This is a genomic window from Streptococcus parauberis NCFD 2020 (genome assembly GCF_000187935.1).
In the GTDB taxonomy this organism is placed as follows: Bacteria; Bacillota; Bacilli; order Lactobacillales; family Streptococcaceae; genus Streptococcus; species Streptococcus parauberis.
On the sequence record NZ_AEUT02000001.1, the window covers coordinates 1,960,407 to 1,977,399 of the forward strand.

14 protein-coding genes and 3 tRNA genes are annotated in these 16,993 nt (G+C 31.9%); 3 read left to right on the plus strand and 14 right to left on the minus strand.

Annotated features, from left to right (window positions below):
- The 12 genes from SPB_RS09910 to SPB_RS09965 form a co-directional block, all read right to left on the minus strand.
- Positions 1-372 (minus strand): FtsB family cell division protein, encoded by a 372-nt coding sequence (locus tag SPB_RS09910; RefSeq protein ID WP_003105764.1) that lies wholly within the window; start codon positions 370-372, stop codon positions 1-3.
- Complete coding sequence (locus SPB_RS09915; protein WP_003105662.1) at positions 359-631, minus strand: RNA-binding S4 domain-containing protein; 273 nt, start codon at positions 629-631, stop codon at positions 359-361. Before SPB_RS09915 ends, SPB_RS09910 begins: the two co-directional genes overlap by 14 nt.
- 28 nt (positions 632-659) lie before the next feature.
- Positions 660-2,171 carry an oligosaccharide flippase family protein gene (locus tag SPB_RS09920; protein ID WP_003104276.1) on the minus strand — a complete coding sequence of 504 codons (1,512 nt, stop codon included), beginning with the start codon at positions 2,169-2,171 and terminating at the stop codon, positions 660-662.
- Positions 2,131-5,634: a transcription-repair coupling factor gene (gene mfd / locus SPB_RS09925; RefSeq protein ID WP_003105125.1), complete on the minus strand. Its 3,504-nt coding sequence runs from the start codon at positions 5,632-5,634 to the stop codon at positions 2,131-2,133. The genes SPB_RS09920 and mfd overlap by 41 nt, the downstream gene beginning before the upstream one ends.
- Positions 5,635-5,636: 2 nt before the next feature.
- Positions 5,637-6,206, minus strand: coding sequence for an aminoacyl-tRNA hydrolase (gene pth / locus SPB_RS09930; RefSeq protein ID WP_003105422.1), 570 nt, complete (start codon positions 6,204-6,206; stop codon positions 5,637-5,639).
- A 71-nt stretch (positions 6,207-6,277) separates the two neighbouring features.
- On the minus strand, positions 6,278-7,393 hold the full coding sequence (gene ychF, locus SPB_RS09935; protein WP_003103347.1) for a redox-regulated ATPase YchF: 1,116 nt from the start codon (positions 7,391-7,393) through the stop codon (positions 6,278-6,280).
- Positions 7,394-7,497: 104 nt separating this feature from the next.
- Entirely contained in the window at positions 7,498-7,866 is a 369-nt protein-coding gene (locus SPB_RS09940; RefSeq protein ID WP_003103744.1) for a helix-turn-helix domain-containing protein, read from the minus strand.
- Between the two features lie 120 nt (positions 7,867-7,986).
- Entirely contained in the window at positions 7,987-8,184 is a 198-nt protein-coding gene (locus tag SPB_RS09945) for a DUF951 domain-containing protein (protein ID WP_003104619.1), read from the minus strand.
- Between the two features lie 70 nt (positions 8,185-8,254).
- Positions 8,255-9,391 (minus strand): DNA polymerase III subunit beta, encoded by a 1,137-nt coding sequence (dnaN, locus tag SPB_RS09950; protein WP_003103000.1) that lies wholly within the window; start codon positions 9,389-9,391, stop codon positions 8,255-8,257.
- Between the two features lie 155 nt (positions 9,392-9,546).
- Entirely contained in the window at positions 9,547-10,908 is a 1,362-nt protein-coding gene (gene dnaA, locus SPB_RS09955) for a chromosomal replication initiator protein DnaA (RefSeq protein ID WP_003103926.1), read from the minus strand.
- A 236-nt stretch (positions 10,909-11,144) separates the two neighbouring features.
- Positions 11,145-11,918, minus strand: a complete 774-nt coding sequence (locus SPB_RS09960; protein WP_003102468.1) for a ParB/RepB/Spo0J family partition protein — start codon at positions 11,916-11,918, stop codon at positions 11,145-11,147.
- A 75-nt stretch (positions 11,919-11,993) separates the two neighbouring features.
- Entirely contained in the window at positions 11,994-13,202 is a 1,209-nt protein-coding gene (locus SPB_RS09965) for a S1C family serine protease (protein ID WP_003108843.1), read from the minus strand.
- 203 nt (positions 13,203-13,405) lie between these two features.
- Between SPB_RS09965 and rlmH the strand changes: the two genes are divergently transcribed.
- Entirely contained in the window at positions 13,406-13,885 is a 480-nt protein-coding gene (gene rlmH / locus SPB_RS09970) for a 23S rRNA (pseudouridine(1915)-N(3))-methyltransferase RlmH (protein ID WP_013794545.1), read from the plus strand.
- Between the two features lie 53 nt (positions 13,886-13,938).
- Here the strand turns inward: rlmH and SPB_RS09975 are convergent.
- Positions 13,939-14,012, minus strand: a tRNA-Arg gene (locus tag SPB_RS09975).
- 200 nt (positions 14,013-14,212) lie between these two features.
- On the opposite strand from SPB_RS09975, the gene SPB_RS09980 reads away from it, so the two are divergent.
- Positions 14,213-14,284, plus strand: a tRNA-Glu gene (locus SPB_RS09980).
- A gap of 33 nt (positions 14,285-14,317) precedes the next feature.
- Positions 14,318-14,391, plus strand: a tRNA-Asn gene (locus tag SPB_RS09985).
- A gap of 21 nt (positions 14,392-14,412) precedes the next feature.
- Here the strand turns inward: SPB_RS09985 and SPB_RS09990 are convergent.
- On the minus strand, positions 14,413-16,992 hold the full coding sequence (locus tag SPB_RS09990; protein ID WP_003106083.1) for a YfhO family protein: 2,580 nt from the start codon (positions 16,990-16,992) through the stop codon (positions 14,413-14,415).
- Position 16,993: the final 1 nt, after the last annotated feature.

A 16,993-nucleotide genomic window follows, 5' to 3' on the forward strand; every position in this document is an offset into this window, starting at 1 on the left:
TTATTTTGGTAATAATCCTGGAATAGGATAAATTTTTTCCCCTTCCCTAGATAGATAATACTTTGCACGCGCATATTTTCTGACGTAATCGTCATCTTTTAATTGCTTTGCAAAACTTTGTTCTTTTTTGGTACTTTTTTCCAAAGCTTTATATTCTTTTTTCAATTTGATAATTTGTTGATTTTGTTGTTCCAAACCAACATAACTTTTTACCAAATTAAATGTTGGAAGAATAAAAAGAAAAATCATTACCACTAAAATCCAACCAATAAATCGATTGCGTTTTTTGTCTTCTTCTTCTTCAAAACGTTTTTTTAACTTTTCACTATGGATGTATTGATTATTTAATTGAACAATACTAGGCTTCTTCATTGCTTTCTACCCTTGTTTCTTTAATAATGTCATACATTTTGGTAGCGTCTTCTTTTTTAGTGCTATCCTTCATTTCTAAGACACGGACAGTTAATATTTTATTACCAAATCTAATTTCAACTTGGTCATTTATTTTTAAATCTGTTGAACTTTTTGCTAGTACACCATTAACCTTAATTCTTCCTTTGTCTGCAACTTCTTTTGCAACAGGACGGCGTTTGATGATACGGGATACTTTTAAATATTTATCTAATCTCATAATTTACCTCACAGTCCATTTTATTCTATCACTTTTCTTTCTTAAATGGTAGATAGGACCATAAATTCTGACTGAAGGCCTTTAGCTTAATACTGGACAGAATAAAGACAAGAAGCCCTAGGCCTGTCGAAATAAAGATATTTAACAGACTATCTAATCGTTCTTCTTGTGGTAAGTAGCCTTGGCTGATTGCCACAACAATAAGCATTAAGCTTAAAGCAAGAAAATATCTGATATTTTTTAAACTTCTAATTCTTACACGACTTACTTTGATATATAAAAGGAGAATGATAAAAAGTGGAATAACCCCTGACAAGGACGCGCCAATGATGCCAAAATGGAAGGTCATGATAGGCGTTAAAAGCAGTTTCAGTATCAAACCACACATAAGGATGATGAAAGATCTCTTTTGATGATTTTCAATAAAGAATTTTTGGTGGCAATACTGGATGAGACTAGCTAATAAAATCATCAGCAAGTATACTTCCAAAGCTACGCTACCCTTTTTATCTTCAAATAAAACCATGTTCATCGCCGGAAGAATTAAGATAAAGCCAGCTGTTAAAGTCAGATTGAGATAAGTAATAAAATCAAAGAATGTCTGACTATCTTCTTCATAATTAGCATCTTTTTGATGATAACTTTTTGACAATTTAGGTAAATAAGTAGTGAAAAAGGCGCTCGAGAATATCAATCCAAATTGTAGTAAAGGCTGTCCACGATCATAAATACCTTTGGTAATTTCTGCCTGAATTGATGTTAAGCCACTGGATTGCAATGATTGCTTCACAAATAACGCATCAAGAAATTGAAAGATTAAGAGATAGACGGTGAAAAAAATAAAAACTGTCGCAGCCCAACCAATTTGTCCTAAATTCTTAAATGAGGTTTTATGCTTTTTGAAGAGGAATAAGAGGGATGTTGGTGACTTCCAGACAAAGTAAGCTAATATAGCTAGACTGGCCAATAAATTACCTGAAGCTGCTACATTTGCTGTAAAATAGACATTCCAATCAAAAAGGTAATAAGCAAAAGCAGCTAAAATAATGATAATAACACGAACACTCTGTTCCAACACCTGACTAACGGCAGTTGGTATCATATCACCATGTGCTTGAGCTAAACCTCTGTAAAAAGACATGAATGGAACTGTTAACAAAACAAAAGCAGTTAGGATAATACTCGGTGCCAATTCAATACTGCCAATAATTCTAGCTAAAGTCTGATTAGCAAGTAACAAAAGACTAGCTAAAATCAGACTTGATAGTACTTGAAATTTAAATAACAGATATAAATCTGTTTTTTTACTTTTTTGATAAATACTAGCAATCACATTTGGAAAAGCTGTCAAACTTAAAGCACTTATGATTGCTAAGATAGGATAAACTTGTTGATAAGCATAAAAGCCCCTATCACCAACTAGGTTTTGATAGGGTACTCGGTAAATAGCCGCAAGGATTTTAGCTAAAAAACCACTGATGGTAATTGCTAAGCTTGATTTACTGGTCAGATTTTGACTCTTTTCGATTTTTAATTTCACTTAACATTTCTCCAAATAACATCATTTCTTCTAAAATGCTGTAATCTTTCACATTTTTGACATTAAAAATTATATCAATTTTACCATTATTTTCACTGATTCTTGCTTTTAAGCTTGTTTTTGATAAAGCTTCAAAATAATCCTGTGTCATATAGTATTTGAGTGATGCTTTTTCAAAACGGACTGTCACTTGATTATCTTTTCTTTCGACTAATTCAGCAAAAGCCTGATCCATAAAAGCTTTTAAGAGACCAATTTCTAATAAATAGGCAACTTGATCTGGATATTCACCAAATCGGTCAATTAATTCTTCTTGTAATTCTGTATAATCTTGACGATTATCAATTTCTCGAATCCGTTTATAGATTTCAATTTTTTGACGCTCATCGCTGAGGTATTCAAGTGGTAAATAGGCATCAATTTGTAGATTAATCTCCGCATTCCCTTTTTTACGAACACTTGTTTTGCCCTGCCTATTAGCAATAGCATCTTCTAAAAGTTGTGAGTACATTTCAAACCCTACGGAATCAATGAAGCCGCTCTGCGAAGCACCTAAGATATTACCTGCTCCTCGAATGGACAAGTCACGCATGGCAATTTTGAAGCCGGACCCCAATTCCGTAAAGCCTTTAATCGCCTCAAGTCGTTTCTCTGAAATTTCACTTAATACTTTATCTGGACGATACATCAAATAAGCGTAAGCAATTCTGTTGGAACGGCCAACGCGACCACGCAACTGATAAAGAGTGGAAAGCCCCATATGGTCGGCATTTTCGACAAAGAGAGTATTTACATTTGAAATATCAACCCCTGTCTCAATGATTGTCGTCGCCACTAAAACATCATAATCACCGCTTATAAAGTCAATCAAGGTGTTTTCCAATTGGATTTCACTCATTTGTCCATGCACAAAACCAATTGTTGCTTCTGGAACCAACTCTTGCAGCTGTGCAACTTTCTTATCGATGGTGTCAACCTTATTGTAAACATAGAAAACTTGTCCCCCACGGTCCATTTCTCGAATAATTGCTTCGCGGACAATCCCAGGATTAGTTTCCATCACATAAGTCTGGACAGGATAACGATTGGTTGGAGGCGTCTCAATAACTGACAAATCCCGGATACCAAGCATAGACATGTGTAAAGTTCTTGGAATAGGCGTTGCTGTTAAGGTTAATACATCGACTTTAGTTTTTAACTCTTTTAATTTTTCTTTATGTTTAACACCAAAACGTTGCTCTTCGTCAATGACGATCAAGCCTAAATCAGAAAAGATAACATCTTTTGATAGGAGACGGTGTGTCCCAATAATAATATCCACACGCCCTTTAGCTAATCTATCTAAAGTTGCTGTTTGTTCTTTTTTACTTCTAAAACGACTTAAAACATCAACTTCAACTGGATAATCTTCGAAACGCTCTTTAAAATTTTCATAATGTTGTTGAGCAAGTACAGTAGTTGGCACTAGGATTGCTACTTGCTTATGATCATTGACTGCTTTAAAAGCCGCACGCATGGCAACCTCAGTTTTACCAAAGCCAACATCACCAACAAGTAAGCGGTCCATAGGATGACTACTTTCCATGTCCCTTTTAATTTCTTTACTTGATCTGATTTGATCATCCGTCTCAACAAAAGCAAAATTATCTTCAAAAGATGCCTGTAATTCATCATCTGGTGAAAATTGGTAGCCTTTTAACTGACTTCGTTCAGCATATAATTTCAATAAATCATCAGCAATTTCTTCGACCTGTTTAGTAACTTTTTGTTTGGTTTTTTGAAAACGACCATCATTGAGTTTATTAATTTTAGGTTCTTTGCCATCAGCAGAAACATATTTTGATAAACTCTCAATTTGTTCGACTGGTAAAGAAATACGATCTGAATTTTGATATTGAATAGTTACATAATCTCGATGGACACCATGAATTTCAATGGTTTCAATCCCTAAAAATTTACCAATCCCATGAACATTATGAACAACATAATCACCTATAGCTAATTCATTATAATCTTTTAGACGTTCGGCATTACTAATATTGGATTTACGAACACGACGTTTAATCCGTTTATGATAAATTTCATGTTCTGTAATTAAAGCGATTTTTTCATCAGCAAAATAAAAGCCACTTGAAATTTGACCAATAACCATTTGAACCTGCTTAGTTTCAATAGCATTAATGTCAACTAAAGGTAAAGTAAAATCATAATCTTCTAGATTTTTTAGTAATTTTTCATAGGCTTGTTGTGACTCTACTTGAACAAGTACAGTAGCCTGTGCTTTTTGATACCTTTTTATTTCATCAACCAAAAGTGGGAATTGATTATAGAATTCTTGCATCGCATATTGTGTCAACTGATGCAATTTGTCAAATTTTATATTTCCAAGACCTTTATGAAAATTAGAGAAAAATGTCGCTGGTTTGTAATTTCGAAAATCACGATAGTTATCAGCAAAATAATTTAAACTAGGAATTGCTTTACCTTGTTGTAAATGATCAGTTAAAAGATTGGCTACTTCTAAATCAAATTTAGCATTTTTATCTAATATCTTTTGAAAATCATCGAAAAAGAGTGGGGTCCCTTTTGGTATATAATCTAAAAGAGTCCATTCCTTTTCATAAAAAACAGATAAAAATTGTCGAAGATCTTTGTGACGGTATCCATCTTTTGAAACAGAAATTAGATCATGGAGATACGATTTTGTTTCTTCATTAACTAATTTTATTGCAGCTTCTAACTTTTCAATACCACGCGCATAATCTTTTTCCTCAAGAATGACATCACTTGCAGGAATAATCGTGATTAATTCTTTTTGCAGAATAGACTTTTGATTCTCACTATCAAATTGTCGAATGCCATCTACTTCATCACCAAAAAATTCAATCCGGTAGGGGTTTTCTTCGGTGATTTCATAGATATCAAGAATATCTCCACGGCGACTAAATTCACCTGGATTAATCACTTGCGAAACTTTTTGATAACCAATATTAGTCAATTGTTTAACTAATTGAGCGAGGCTATATTCCATACCTACTTCAAATGTTAATTGACTATGTTGATAGACCTTTGGATTTGGTAATAAAGTTCGTAATCCAATAACATTAGTTACTAAAATACCAGATTGTTCTTGATTAACTAAGAAATTGATTGCTTCAATTCTTGAAATAGCTCTATCCAAAGAAGAAAAAACAAATTCAGCTGCAGCAGCGTCATCAGAAAAAAATTGAAAAATATTTTCTTCTCCCAAAAGGGCAGCTAAATCACTACTCAATTTTTCACTCTCATTTTGACTTGCTGTCACAATAACAATTTTTTCTGGTTGATCAATAAAATTGGCTGCAATAGCTAGAGCTTTACTGGAACCAGATAAGCCCATTACTAATTGTCGACCTAAACTTCTAGTTCCAGAAAACCATGATTGAATGGCTTTATTTTTACTTACTAATTCTAATATATTCATTGCTACCCATTATATTTCTGCATAGTTTTTTCAAAGTCTGCTTCTTTCAAATAGAAATCAACAGCATCAGTAACTTTATCTAGTGTTAAGTCGATGGTAATGGCATCATCTTTATCAAATTTTCCTAAGACATGATTAATAACAGTCATCCCATTTTGAGGACGACCAATTCCAATTTTTATACGGTCAAATTCTTGACTACCAATATGAGCAATAATTGACTTAATCCCATTATGACCGCCTGCTGATCCTCTTTGACGGAATCTTATTTTGCCGACTTCCATATCCAAATCATCATAGATTACTATTAAATCATCAATGGCAATATTGTAATAAGTTAGGAGAGCTTTGACAGCAATACCACTATTATTCATAAAAGTTGTTGGTTTAACAAAATAGACTTTTTCCTGATTAAGAAAGCTTGAACCAATTAAAGCTTTAAAATTTTTATCTTCAGAAAAATTAATATTTAAATCTTTAACAATTCTATCAATTGCCATAAACCCAACATTATGTTTTGTCATATCATATTTTGATCCAATATTTCCTAGACCAACAATCATTTTTACCATAATATACTCTTTCTATAAATAGCAAAAGGGCTGGAATTAACTTCCAACCTTCTGACTTATTTCTTTATCAATTACACATTGAAACGGAATTCCATAATATCGCCATCTTGAACAATATATTCTTTTCCTTCTTCACGTAGACGACCTGCCTCTTTAACAGCTTTTTCACTACCATAAGCCATTAAATCATCATAACTCATTGTTACTGCACGAATAAATCCTCGCTCAAAGTCAGAGTGAATAATACCCGCAGCTTGTGGAGCTTTAATACCACGTTTAAATGTCCATGCACGAACTTCCTTCTCACCAGCTGTAAAGTAAGTTCCTAAGCCTAATAGATGATAAGCTGCGCGTGTTAATTTATCCACACCCGATTCTGTAAGACCAATAGCTTCTAAAAATTCTGCCTTATCCTCATCATCAAGTTCTGAAATCTCTTCCTCTGCGCGTGCGGAAATAACCACCACTTCTGCATTTTCAGTCTCAGCAAATTCACGAATTTGTTTAACATAATCAATATCATCTGGATCAGCAACTCGATTTTCATCCACATTAGCTACATAAAGAACTGGTTTAGTTGTTAATAAGAATAGACCTTTTACAACTTTTGCTTCTTCTTCATTAAATTCAATTGTACGAGCTGATTTACCATCTTCAAGGACTGGTTTAATTTTTTGTAAAACATTAAATTCAGCAAGTGACTCTTTATCTTTTTGAGTACGGGCCATTTTCTCAACACGCGCATACCGTTTATTGATTGAATCTAAATCTGCTAAAATAAGTTCTAGATTGATAGTATCAATATCCGCAAGAGGATCCACAAATGCATCCTCACGACCTTGTTCACGCATAACATTTTCGTCATCAAAAGCACGAACCACGTGAACAATAGCGTCTACTTCACGGATGTTAGCTAAAAATTTATTACCTAATCCTTCACCTTTTGAGGCACCTTTAACAATACCAGCAATATCTGTGAATTCAAAAGTTGTTGGAACTGTTTTTTTAGGTGTAATCAGTTCAGTTAATTTATCTAAACGTTCATCAGGTACTTCAACCATACCAACGTTAGGATCAATCGTTGCAAAAGGATAATTAGCAGCCTCTGCTCCTGCTTTTGTAATTGCATTAAATAAAGTTGATTTACCAACATTAGGTAAACCGACAATTCCAGCTGTTAAAGCCATAAATGAATAATCTCCGTTCAAAATTTCAATCAGTATTATTATAGCATAAAAATATAAGAAAAAGCCTGTCAAATGACAGACTAAATTATCAATTACCAAAATAATTATTCTAAGAAATGAGGAACTATTCCTAAATAATCAAGAAAAAGATATACCACATGTAATATAAATATGGCTACTAATAAATTGCCAAAAATTAACCAAAAATTTATGATAAGAGATTTAATATTAAGGGTCTTCTTCTCAACAATCCGCTCCACAGTTTTTTCTGGATTTTTCCCCAATATTAATTGATCTAAACTGACTTCAAAAATAGTAGATAGTTTAATTAAATTTGTCATATCTGGATATGCTTCATTATTTTCCCATTTTGAAATAGCTTGTCTAGAAATAAATAATTGATCTGCCAAATAATCTTGTGAAAAATTTTTTTCAAGACGAAAATGTTTTAACTGCTCTGAAAACTTATTCATCGATAGATGTTCCTTTCTGTTGATAACTCTATCATAATAAGTATTCTCTTGAAAATCTAGCACTTTTTTAAGCAACCATAAGTAGCAAACCGTTATTAAACAGTGATTTAAACAAGCTTTTTATGGTTGCATCACTTTTTTTAACTTTCGTTCAAAATCATGTCGACTAAGCATAACAATATGATCACAATTTGTACACTGAATCTTAATATCTGCTCCTAGGCGAATAATTTTCCACAGATTAGCTTTCTTACCTGTTTCCTTAATAATACATGCATGAGGTTTTTTCATTTCTACTAAAGAATTTAATTGATACATCTTAACTCCCTTGTAAAGATTTCTTTTGTAATTATCATACCAAAAAAAACTCCTTAGTAGGAGTTTTTCTTTAGTTAGTTCTAACTGGGGTAATTAATTGAATAAAGCCTTCTTGATTATCATCTGGTGTCAGTGTAAATGGTCTTACTGGCGAAATGAAACGAATACGAACAGTATCACTTTTAAGTGCTTTTAGAGATTCAATCAAATAAGTTGGATTAAATGAAATCGTTAAATCATTACCTGATTTTTCAACAGTATCTAATTCTTCATTAACTTTACCAACTTCTGGAGAATTTACGTGTGCTGTAACTTCATTAGCTGCAATTTCAAGTTTAACTGTTCCATTTTGAGTAGCATTAGAAATCAAATGCGCACGTTCCATTGCATGACGAAGAGATTGCGTATTGAAAACAACTTCTGTTTCAAATTGATTCATCAAAAGACGATCAGTATCAGGGTAATTTCCTTCTAAAAGTCTTGTATAGAAAGAAATGTGTTCACTTCTAAATAAAATTTGACTTGGTGAAAAGAAGATTTCTACAGTTTCAATGTCATCACCAAAAACAGAAGAAAACTCTCTTAATGACTTACTAGGAATGACAACGTCAAAATTGTTAGCTGATTTTTCAAGTGATAAGAGACGTTGGCTCATCCGATGAGAATCTGTAGCTACCGCTTTGAAATCTTTGTTATTACTTAAAGTAATGTGGACACCTGTCAGAATTGGACGACTTTCTTGTAAACTTGCAGCAAAAGCAGTCTCAGAAATAATTGATTTTAATAATTTTGTTTCTAATACAAGTGGATTATCTGTTGAAACTTCTTGCAAACGAGGATATTGTTCAACATCCTTTCCTTTAAGGGTAATTTCAGATTTACCAGAAGTTAAAACAACTTGATGTTGTTCGATTTCTTTAAAATCTAAAGAAACATCAGGAAGACTTGAAATGATATTGATGAAGAAATTTGCTTCTAACAAAATAGAACCAGTAGAAGAAATTAATAAACCAGCATTTTCATTACTTACAGGAATAGTATTTTCAATAGAGATTTGTCCGTTAGAACCAGTTAATGTAATATTTTCTTGGTTAACTTCAATCTTAATAGTAGAAAGAATTGGAATAGCATTTTTACTGCTAATAGCTCTTTTAGTTGCATTTAATGCTTGGATAAAAAGGGAACGATTAATAGAAAATTGAATCATGGAAACTCCTTTAGTTATTAAGTATAATAGTTAGTAGTAATAGTAGGTCTTGTGTATAAGGTGGAAAACTATGCTGAAATAAGAAATACTTTGACTTAAAGCCTGTTCATAAACTGTTAATAAGTCTGTCACTTTTCAGTGACTTATCCACAAGCTTATTTAATCTTGTTTTTAATTGTTTCAATTTCAATCCGGAGACTTTCATCATCGACAATCATATTTTTGATTTTATTATAAGCATGAAGAACAGTTGAATGGTCACGACCACCAAATTCTTTACCAATCTTCGGTAAGGAATTATCTGTCATTTCACGTGCCAGATACATAGCTACCTGTCTGGCTAAAACGATGTCCTGAGTCCGCTTTGTAGCCTTAATTTCTTTAACTGAGACATCATAAAACTTGCCAACTTGCTCTTGAATGGTTTCAATTGGAATGACTCTAATTTTATTTGGACTATCTTGTTTTCTTGCCCGAATAGCTTCCGCAGCCAACTCAACAGAGATAACATCAATTTGTTTGAAATTGGCCACCAAGCTAATGTCTTTAAGTGCCCCTTCTAGGTCACGAACACTCGAATCAAATTGACCAGCCAAATATTCAATTGTTGATTGTGGAAAAGTAAAACTATAATCTTGAATTTTATTAGTTAAGATAGCGACCCGTGTTTCAAAATCAGGAGGTGTAATATTAACAGTTAAACCCCATTTAAAACGCGTAACTAATCTTTCTTCTAAGTCATTAAGATGATCAGGAGTTCTATCACTAGTTAATACAATTTGTTTATTATTGTTATGAAGAGCATTGAAGGTATTAAAGAACTCTTCTTGGGTAACTGCTAAAGTCTTTTTAGCAAGTGACTGAATATCATCAATAAGGAGTAAGTCTAAATTTCTAAAAACTTCTTTTAATTCATCCATTTTATCAAGTCTAATATGAGTTACGAATTCATTAATAAAGTTTTCAGCTGATATGTACTTTACTCGAGCATGCGGGTTATCCTGCAAAACAGAATTACCAATAGCATTTAACAAATGAGTTTTACCTAATCCAGGACCTCCCCAAATAAACAATGGGTTATAAGTAGACCCAGGAGTATTAGCAACAGCAATTGACGCTGCTACTGCCCAACGGTTCTCATCACCTTGAATGAAATTATCAAATCCATATTTGGGATTTAAATCAGGATTAATAGCAGGTAACCTAGATATTGTTTGACTACTAGGTGTCATCCTTCCTGGTAATTCAGTTATAATTTCATTTTCTAAACTGTCTTCAAAAACATATTGGACTGATATCTGTTGGTTATAGACTTCAAAGCCAGCGGTGAGAATAACATCTTTAAGATTTTTTTCCCAAAATAATTCTTTCATTCGTTCTAAATAAATAGTCGCAATTTGATTATCAACACTTATTAAGCGTGCATCTAGAACAAAAAATTCATATGTTGCTTGTTTTAATTGGCTTTGAGCTAATTCCAAGATTCGATTCCAAAAAATTTGTTCATTTTCTGTCATGGTAGCTTCTTTCTAGTCATAAATACTAGGACTATTCTAACACAAAATAGAATAGTTTTCCACAGTCTTATCAGCTAATTTTTAAAGTTACCCACAAGCTGTGGATAATATATTAACAATGTGTTTAACAGTTATCCACAACTTGTGGATATTTAAATTAAATCAATATTAATAAGGTTTTAAAATACTTTTTAGTTGTGGAAAAAGCTGTAAGAAAAAAACAGACTATCAACAACTTATTTTAGCTTGTTGATAATTCTGTTTAATTCTTCAGTATTTGAAAAAGTTAATTTGATGTGACCAGTTCCATCGTTTTTTTTATGTAATTGGATTGGTAAACCAAGGCTTTTTGCTATCTCATTTTCAATAGCTTGATTAAAAATGTCTTTTTCTATTTTACTTAGTTTTTTATTTGTTTTCTTTTTTACTAAATTTTCAGTTTGTCGAACACTCAAATTCTGACTAATAATTTGTTTAAAATAATTTTCTTGCTCTTTTTTACTGGTTACAGCTAATAATGCACGCGCATGCCCTGAGGAAATGTGATGTTTTTCAATGGCTTCCTTAATTGATTTTGGTAATTGTAGCAGTCTTAGACTATTACTAATATACGGACGAGATTTGCCCATATACTGCGCTAGTTGATCATGGGTCATTTCCTCTTTTTCAAGTATATTTTGAAAAGCTTTTGCTTCTTCAATTGGATTCAAATTAGACCGTTGTAAATTTTCAACAATCGCTTGATGCATACTATCTTTATTTGAAATATCTTTGATAACTGCGGGAATGGTAGTTAGACCAGCTAATTGTGAAGCTCTCAGTCTTCTTTCACCTGCTATTAACTCATAACCAAAGATATCCGATTTTCTTACTATAATAGGTTGTATTAAGCCATTCATTTTAATAGAATGAGCCAATTCCATTAATTCTTTAGTATCAAAACTTAAACGAGGTTGATAAGGATTAGCTACAATATCAGCAATTGGAATTGTTTTTAAATGTTCAGTCATAATTACCTTTCACAAGAAAAATACCTTTACAATATTGTAAAGGTATTTAACATCGCTTGTCAATAAGATTGATACTTATTTTTCTAAATCTTTAGTTGTTTTAGTTAATTTAACAGTAACAGTTTTCTTTTCATTACCACGATAGAAGGTGATTTTTACCTCATCATTGATATCATGGCCGTAAAGAGCACTTTGTAAATCACTTGTTGTTTTAACTTCTTCACCGTCAATAGCTGTAATGATATCATATTGTTTAAGTTTATCAGTAGCAGGCATATCTTCAGTAACAGTTGCTACGACGATACCACTTGTAACTTCTTTAGGTACATTTAATTGCGATAAAGCACTTGTAGAAAGATCACCAAGATTTACCATTGAGATACCAAGGGCTGGTCTAATAACTTCACCTTTTTCTTCAAGTTGATTAATAATTTTGACAACATCATTAGAAGGAATTGCAAATCCCATACCTTCAACTGCTCCACCAGCTTCATTTGTTGATGAAATTTTACTTGAGTTAATTCCAATTACTTGTCCTTCAACATTAATAAGTGCTCCTCCAGAATTACCTGGGTTAATAGCTGCGTCCGTTTGGATAGCATTTGTTGAAACGGTTTTACCTTCTTCATTTTTCAAGGTAACAGTACGACTTAAACTTGAAACAATCCCCTCAGTAACTGAGTTTGCATATTCTGTTCCAAGAGGGCTACCAATTGCAATGGCAACTTCTCCAATATTAATTTTTGTTGAGTCAGCAAATTTAGCAACTGATTTGATTTTTTCTGAAGACACTTTTACAACTGCTAAATCTGAATAAGTATCTGAACCGATGAGTGTACCTACGATTTTAGAGCCATCTGCAAGTAAAATTTCAATCCGTTTTGCACCATCAATAACGTGATTATTGGTAACGATATAAGCATCTTTACCATCTTTTTTGTAGATAACTCCAGATCCTTCACTGAAAATTGCTAAACCATCATCAGTTTGTTTAGATTCACTACTATCTCCAAAAAGACTATTGTAGTTATCAGATGAAGCAGTATCTATCTTTTGATAGTTGATAACAGAAACAACTGCATCTTGAACTTTCTTAACTGCTTTAGTAGTACTTGTCGTATTATTATAGGTAACTTTACTTGTGCTGGTTGTTTTTGAAACATTATCATTATCTGATTGTTGCGTTGGTTTAATAGAATTCATGATAAAGAACGCCATTACTCCCCCTATAAATCCAGCTAATAAATAAAGAAATACTTTCAGAACACTTTTTAATTTTGACACAAGCTTACCTCCAACCTTTTTCATTATCTTATAAAACTCTGCTTAATTATACCTTAAAATATAGAAAAAGAAAAGAAATTCACAACTTGTGGAAAACAGTCTCAAACTATTGATAAATCAATATTATCAAAGCTTTTTCGAGAATAATAAAGATATCTATATCTTGTCAAGAAGATAAGAAAAAATCATGTTACAATATGAATATGAAAGTAAAAATTATTGCAGTTGGAAAACTAAAAGAAAAGTATTTAAAAGATGGTATTGCTGAATATCAAAAAAGACTAGGTCGATTTTGTCAGTTTGAAATGACTGAATTACCTGATGAAAAGACACCTGATAAAGCAAGTTATGCAGAAAATGTAAAAATTATGCAGAAAGAAGCAGAACGAATTTCTAAAAAAATTGGTCAACGAGATTTTGTTATTGCCTTAGCTATTGAAGGAAAACAATTACCATCAGAAAAATTCAGCCAAACCTTAGCCCAAACGACTTTAAATGGTTACTCAGACATCACCTTTATAATTGGAGGTAGCCTTGGATTATCTGATGAAATCAAGAAACGAGCAGATTTGTTGATTAGTTTTGGCTTATTAACATTGCCTCATCAGTTAATGCGCCTTGTTTTAATTGAACAGGTCTATCGAGCATTTATGATTCAAGAAGGTAGTCCATATCATAAATAAAAGAGTTTCACGTGGAACAAAAAAAGCCAAAGATTATCTTTGGCTTTTTATTTTGATCCCAGCAGGATTCGAACCTGCGACCGTTCGCTTAGAAGGCGAATGCTCTATCCAGCTGAGCTATGAGACCTTAACTCCATTATTCTATCAGAAATAAAGGGTTTTTGTCAATCCCTTTTTAGTCAATGACTTGCTTTCAAGCAGTATGTAGTCTGACTTAAACATCAAAATAAAAAAATTTATATTTTTTCAAAAAAAAGTGTAGACAAACTAAAATCTTCTGATATAATAATAAGAGTGTTACGGAGATATTACTCCAAAACAGCTTCTGGTCCGTTGGTCAAGGGGTTAAGACACCGCCTTTTCACGGCGGTAACACGGGTTCGAATCCCGTACGGACTATAATGAATTGTCATTTATTGGCAATTTTTTTTATCCGGCATAGCTCAGTTGGTAGTAGCGCATGACTGTTAATCATGATGTCGTAGGTTCGAGTCCTACTGCCGGAGTACAAAAAAGCCTTGTCTATTTTAGACAGGCTTTTTATTTTGTTTAATAAAGAAATAACAAATAAACAATGTTACACCCAAAGCAGATATTATCACCCCTTCTATTAATCCATTTGGAATAAAGGTGAGAACAATATTACCAGATCCCTTTTTAACATCAACAGTCATAAAGCCATTTTGAGCTTGTTTCAGCTTGGCTTTTTTGCCATTTATTCTAGCAGACCAACCTTTGTCATATGGTATGGTATAAAAAACAGAAGCATCGGCTTTAGCATTAAATTTACTATAAACTTTATTTCCCTTGGTTTTTGTACTAATATCATCATCTTTAAGCTCTGCTATTGCCCTATGGAAAGCAAGAGTATCTAATTGATAAAAATGGGGTTGTTGATAAGATATACTTTTATTTTTTGGAAAAATAAAATCAATAGTTAGTTGTTGTTGCTTTTGGTAATACCCTAAATCAAAAAAGGTAAAAGTATTGTCTGTTGTATATTCTTGCCTAACATTTCCAATACTAGAAATTACTGATTTTGAATTTTCGTTTGAAAATACAATATTTGGCATACTGATATAAAGTTGAGTATGGCTTGGAACTTGAATATGATAAGTCACTATTGTGTCGAGAGATTCATTTTTAGCTTTCGCATTAACACGTTGATTAAGATGTGTAGTATTTTCCTCAACCTGATAAGGGACTTCCTTAAAATAATTATATTGTAAACCACTTAACTGATTTAATAATAATTTCTGATTATCAAGGGTATTTACTGTAAATGGTAAATTCCTATATTTTGTATTTGTTAATATTCCTAGGCCTAATGCAAAATTATTTTGATAGAGCTTAGTTTGGCCATTATTAGCATAGGATTCAAATCCAAATTTATGAATTGGTGTCTGAGAAAAATTATACTTGACACCCATAATACTATCCATAATAATGGTATTATTTTGATAACGTAAATTTAAATTAGTTCCGTTTGATTTATAACCAAGTCGATCAAGAACTTTACTAGAAGTAGTATTTCTAATTGAAGAAAATTGAGAAATACCATTGTAATTGAACTTCATACTATCATTACCAGTCTGTGGAAGTATCCGTTCAGATCTAAAAAAGTCAGTTGACAATGAATCAGTTTTCTTGACAAGGGTGTCAACCTCATTTAAATTTCTACTATAACCTTCTCTTAAAGGAAAACCCCATTCTTTCTCTAATCCAGAAATCATGTAGTATGTATTGACAGTACTTTCTACACATGTAAATAATAGTGTAAAGATGACGATGTAGATAAGGGATAATTTAGTTTCTTTATGACTAACAAATAATAAAGTATATGCTGTCACAAATATTAAAGTTAAAAGTAATAATGGAATTGTAATAAATTCATATTTATTAGTAATAAAATAAGGAAGGCTTAATAAGCTACTTAAAATAACAAATATAATTCCAATTGTTATTGGTTTTATTTTTTCAAATAAGGTTAAGGTTTTTCCTGAAATTAAGATTAATAACAAAGGAAATGTCCATGCATATCGATATAAAAACATATTAGGAGCATGCATCCCTTGCCAAAATAAATCTATTGGTTGTATATAATAACTAGTCAGGATTATTATCATTAATAATCCATGAGCTACTTTACTTTGCAATTTTACACTTGACAATGTAAAGTAAAGAATTGCTAATAAAAGAGGAAGTAAACTACTGTAAATCATTGGAATCGAATTAAACTTAGTGGTGTCATAAGTACCAATTAAGCTTTTAGCAAACAGGTCTAGAGAGTCTGTATTAGCTGTAAATAATTTGACTACTTGTGTTAATTGTTCGCCATGACTTGACAAGTCTTTTACAGCAGGAAGAATCATTACCATACTTGATAAAGCAGCAAGTAAAGAGATAAAAATAAAATTTACTGTAGGATAAAATCTTTCTTTCCAACTGTCAAGTTCAATCAATAGTACAATAAAATAAAGTAAAAGAAAAATTGACATCATGTAACCAAAATAATAATTTTGGATAAATAGGATAGTTAATGTTATATAGTAAAGTAAAAATTTTCCATTGTTAATTAGAGAGTGTAAACCTAATAAAATCAGTGGAACAAGCAAAAAGACATCTAGCCAAGTATTTATTTCTAATTGACTTGTCAAAAAACTCATAAGTGAAAAGGAAATTGATAAGGAAAGAATGAAAAAAGACTGGACTTTAGGATAAATTCTTTTGAATGAAAAATATGAAGATAGTCCAATCAATCCAAATTTACAGAGTGTAAAGATATAGACAGCATCTGGCATATTATTAAGAGAAAAGAAATAATATAAAGGTGATAAAAAACTTCCTAAATAATAACTAATGAGTGCATAAAAATTTAAACCTAATCCACTTGTAAATGTATAAAAGAGACTATCTTTTCCATGTAAAATATTTCTCAAATTTTGGGCAAAAATAACATATTGATGGAAACCATCGCTTGCTAAAATAGTTTTAGGACCACCGTAATAAATGTCTTTTGAATATAGAACAAAAAACATAATAAAGAATGGAATAAAAAAACTAAGAATATAATATATAAGAGATAAGTTTATTTTTTTTGCGGACATA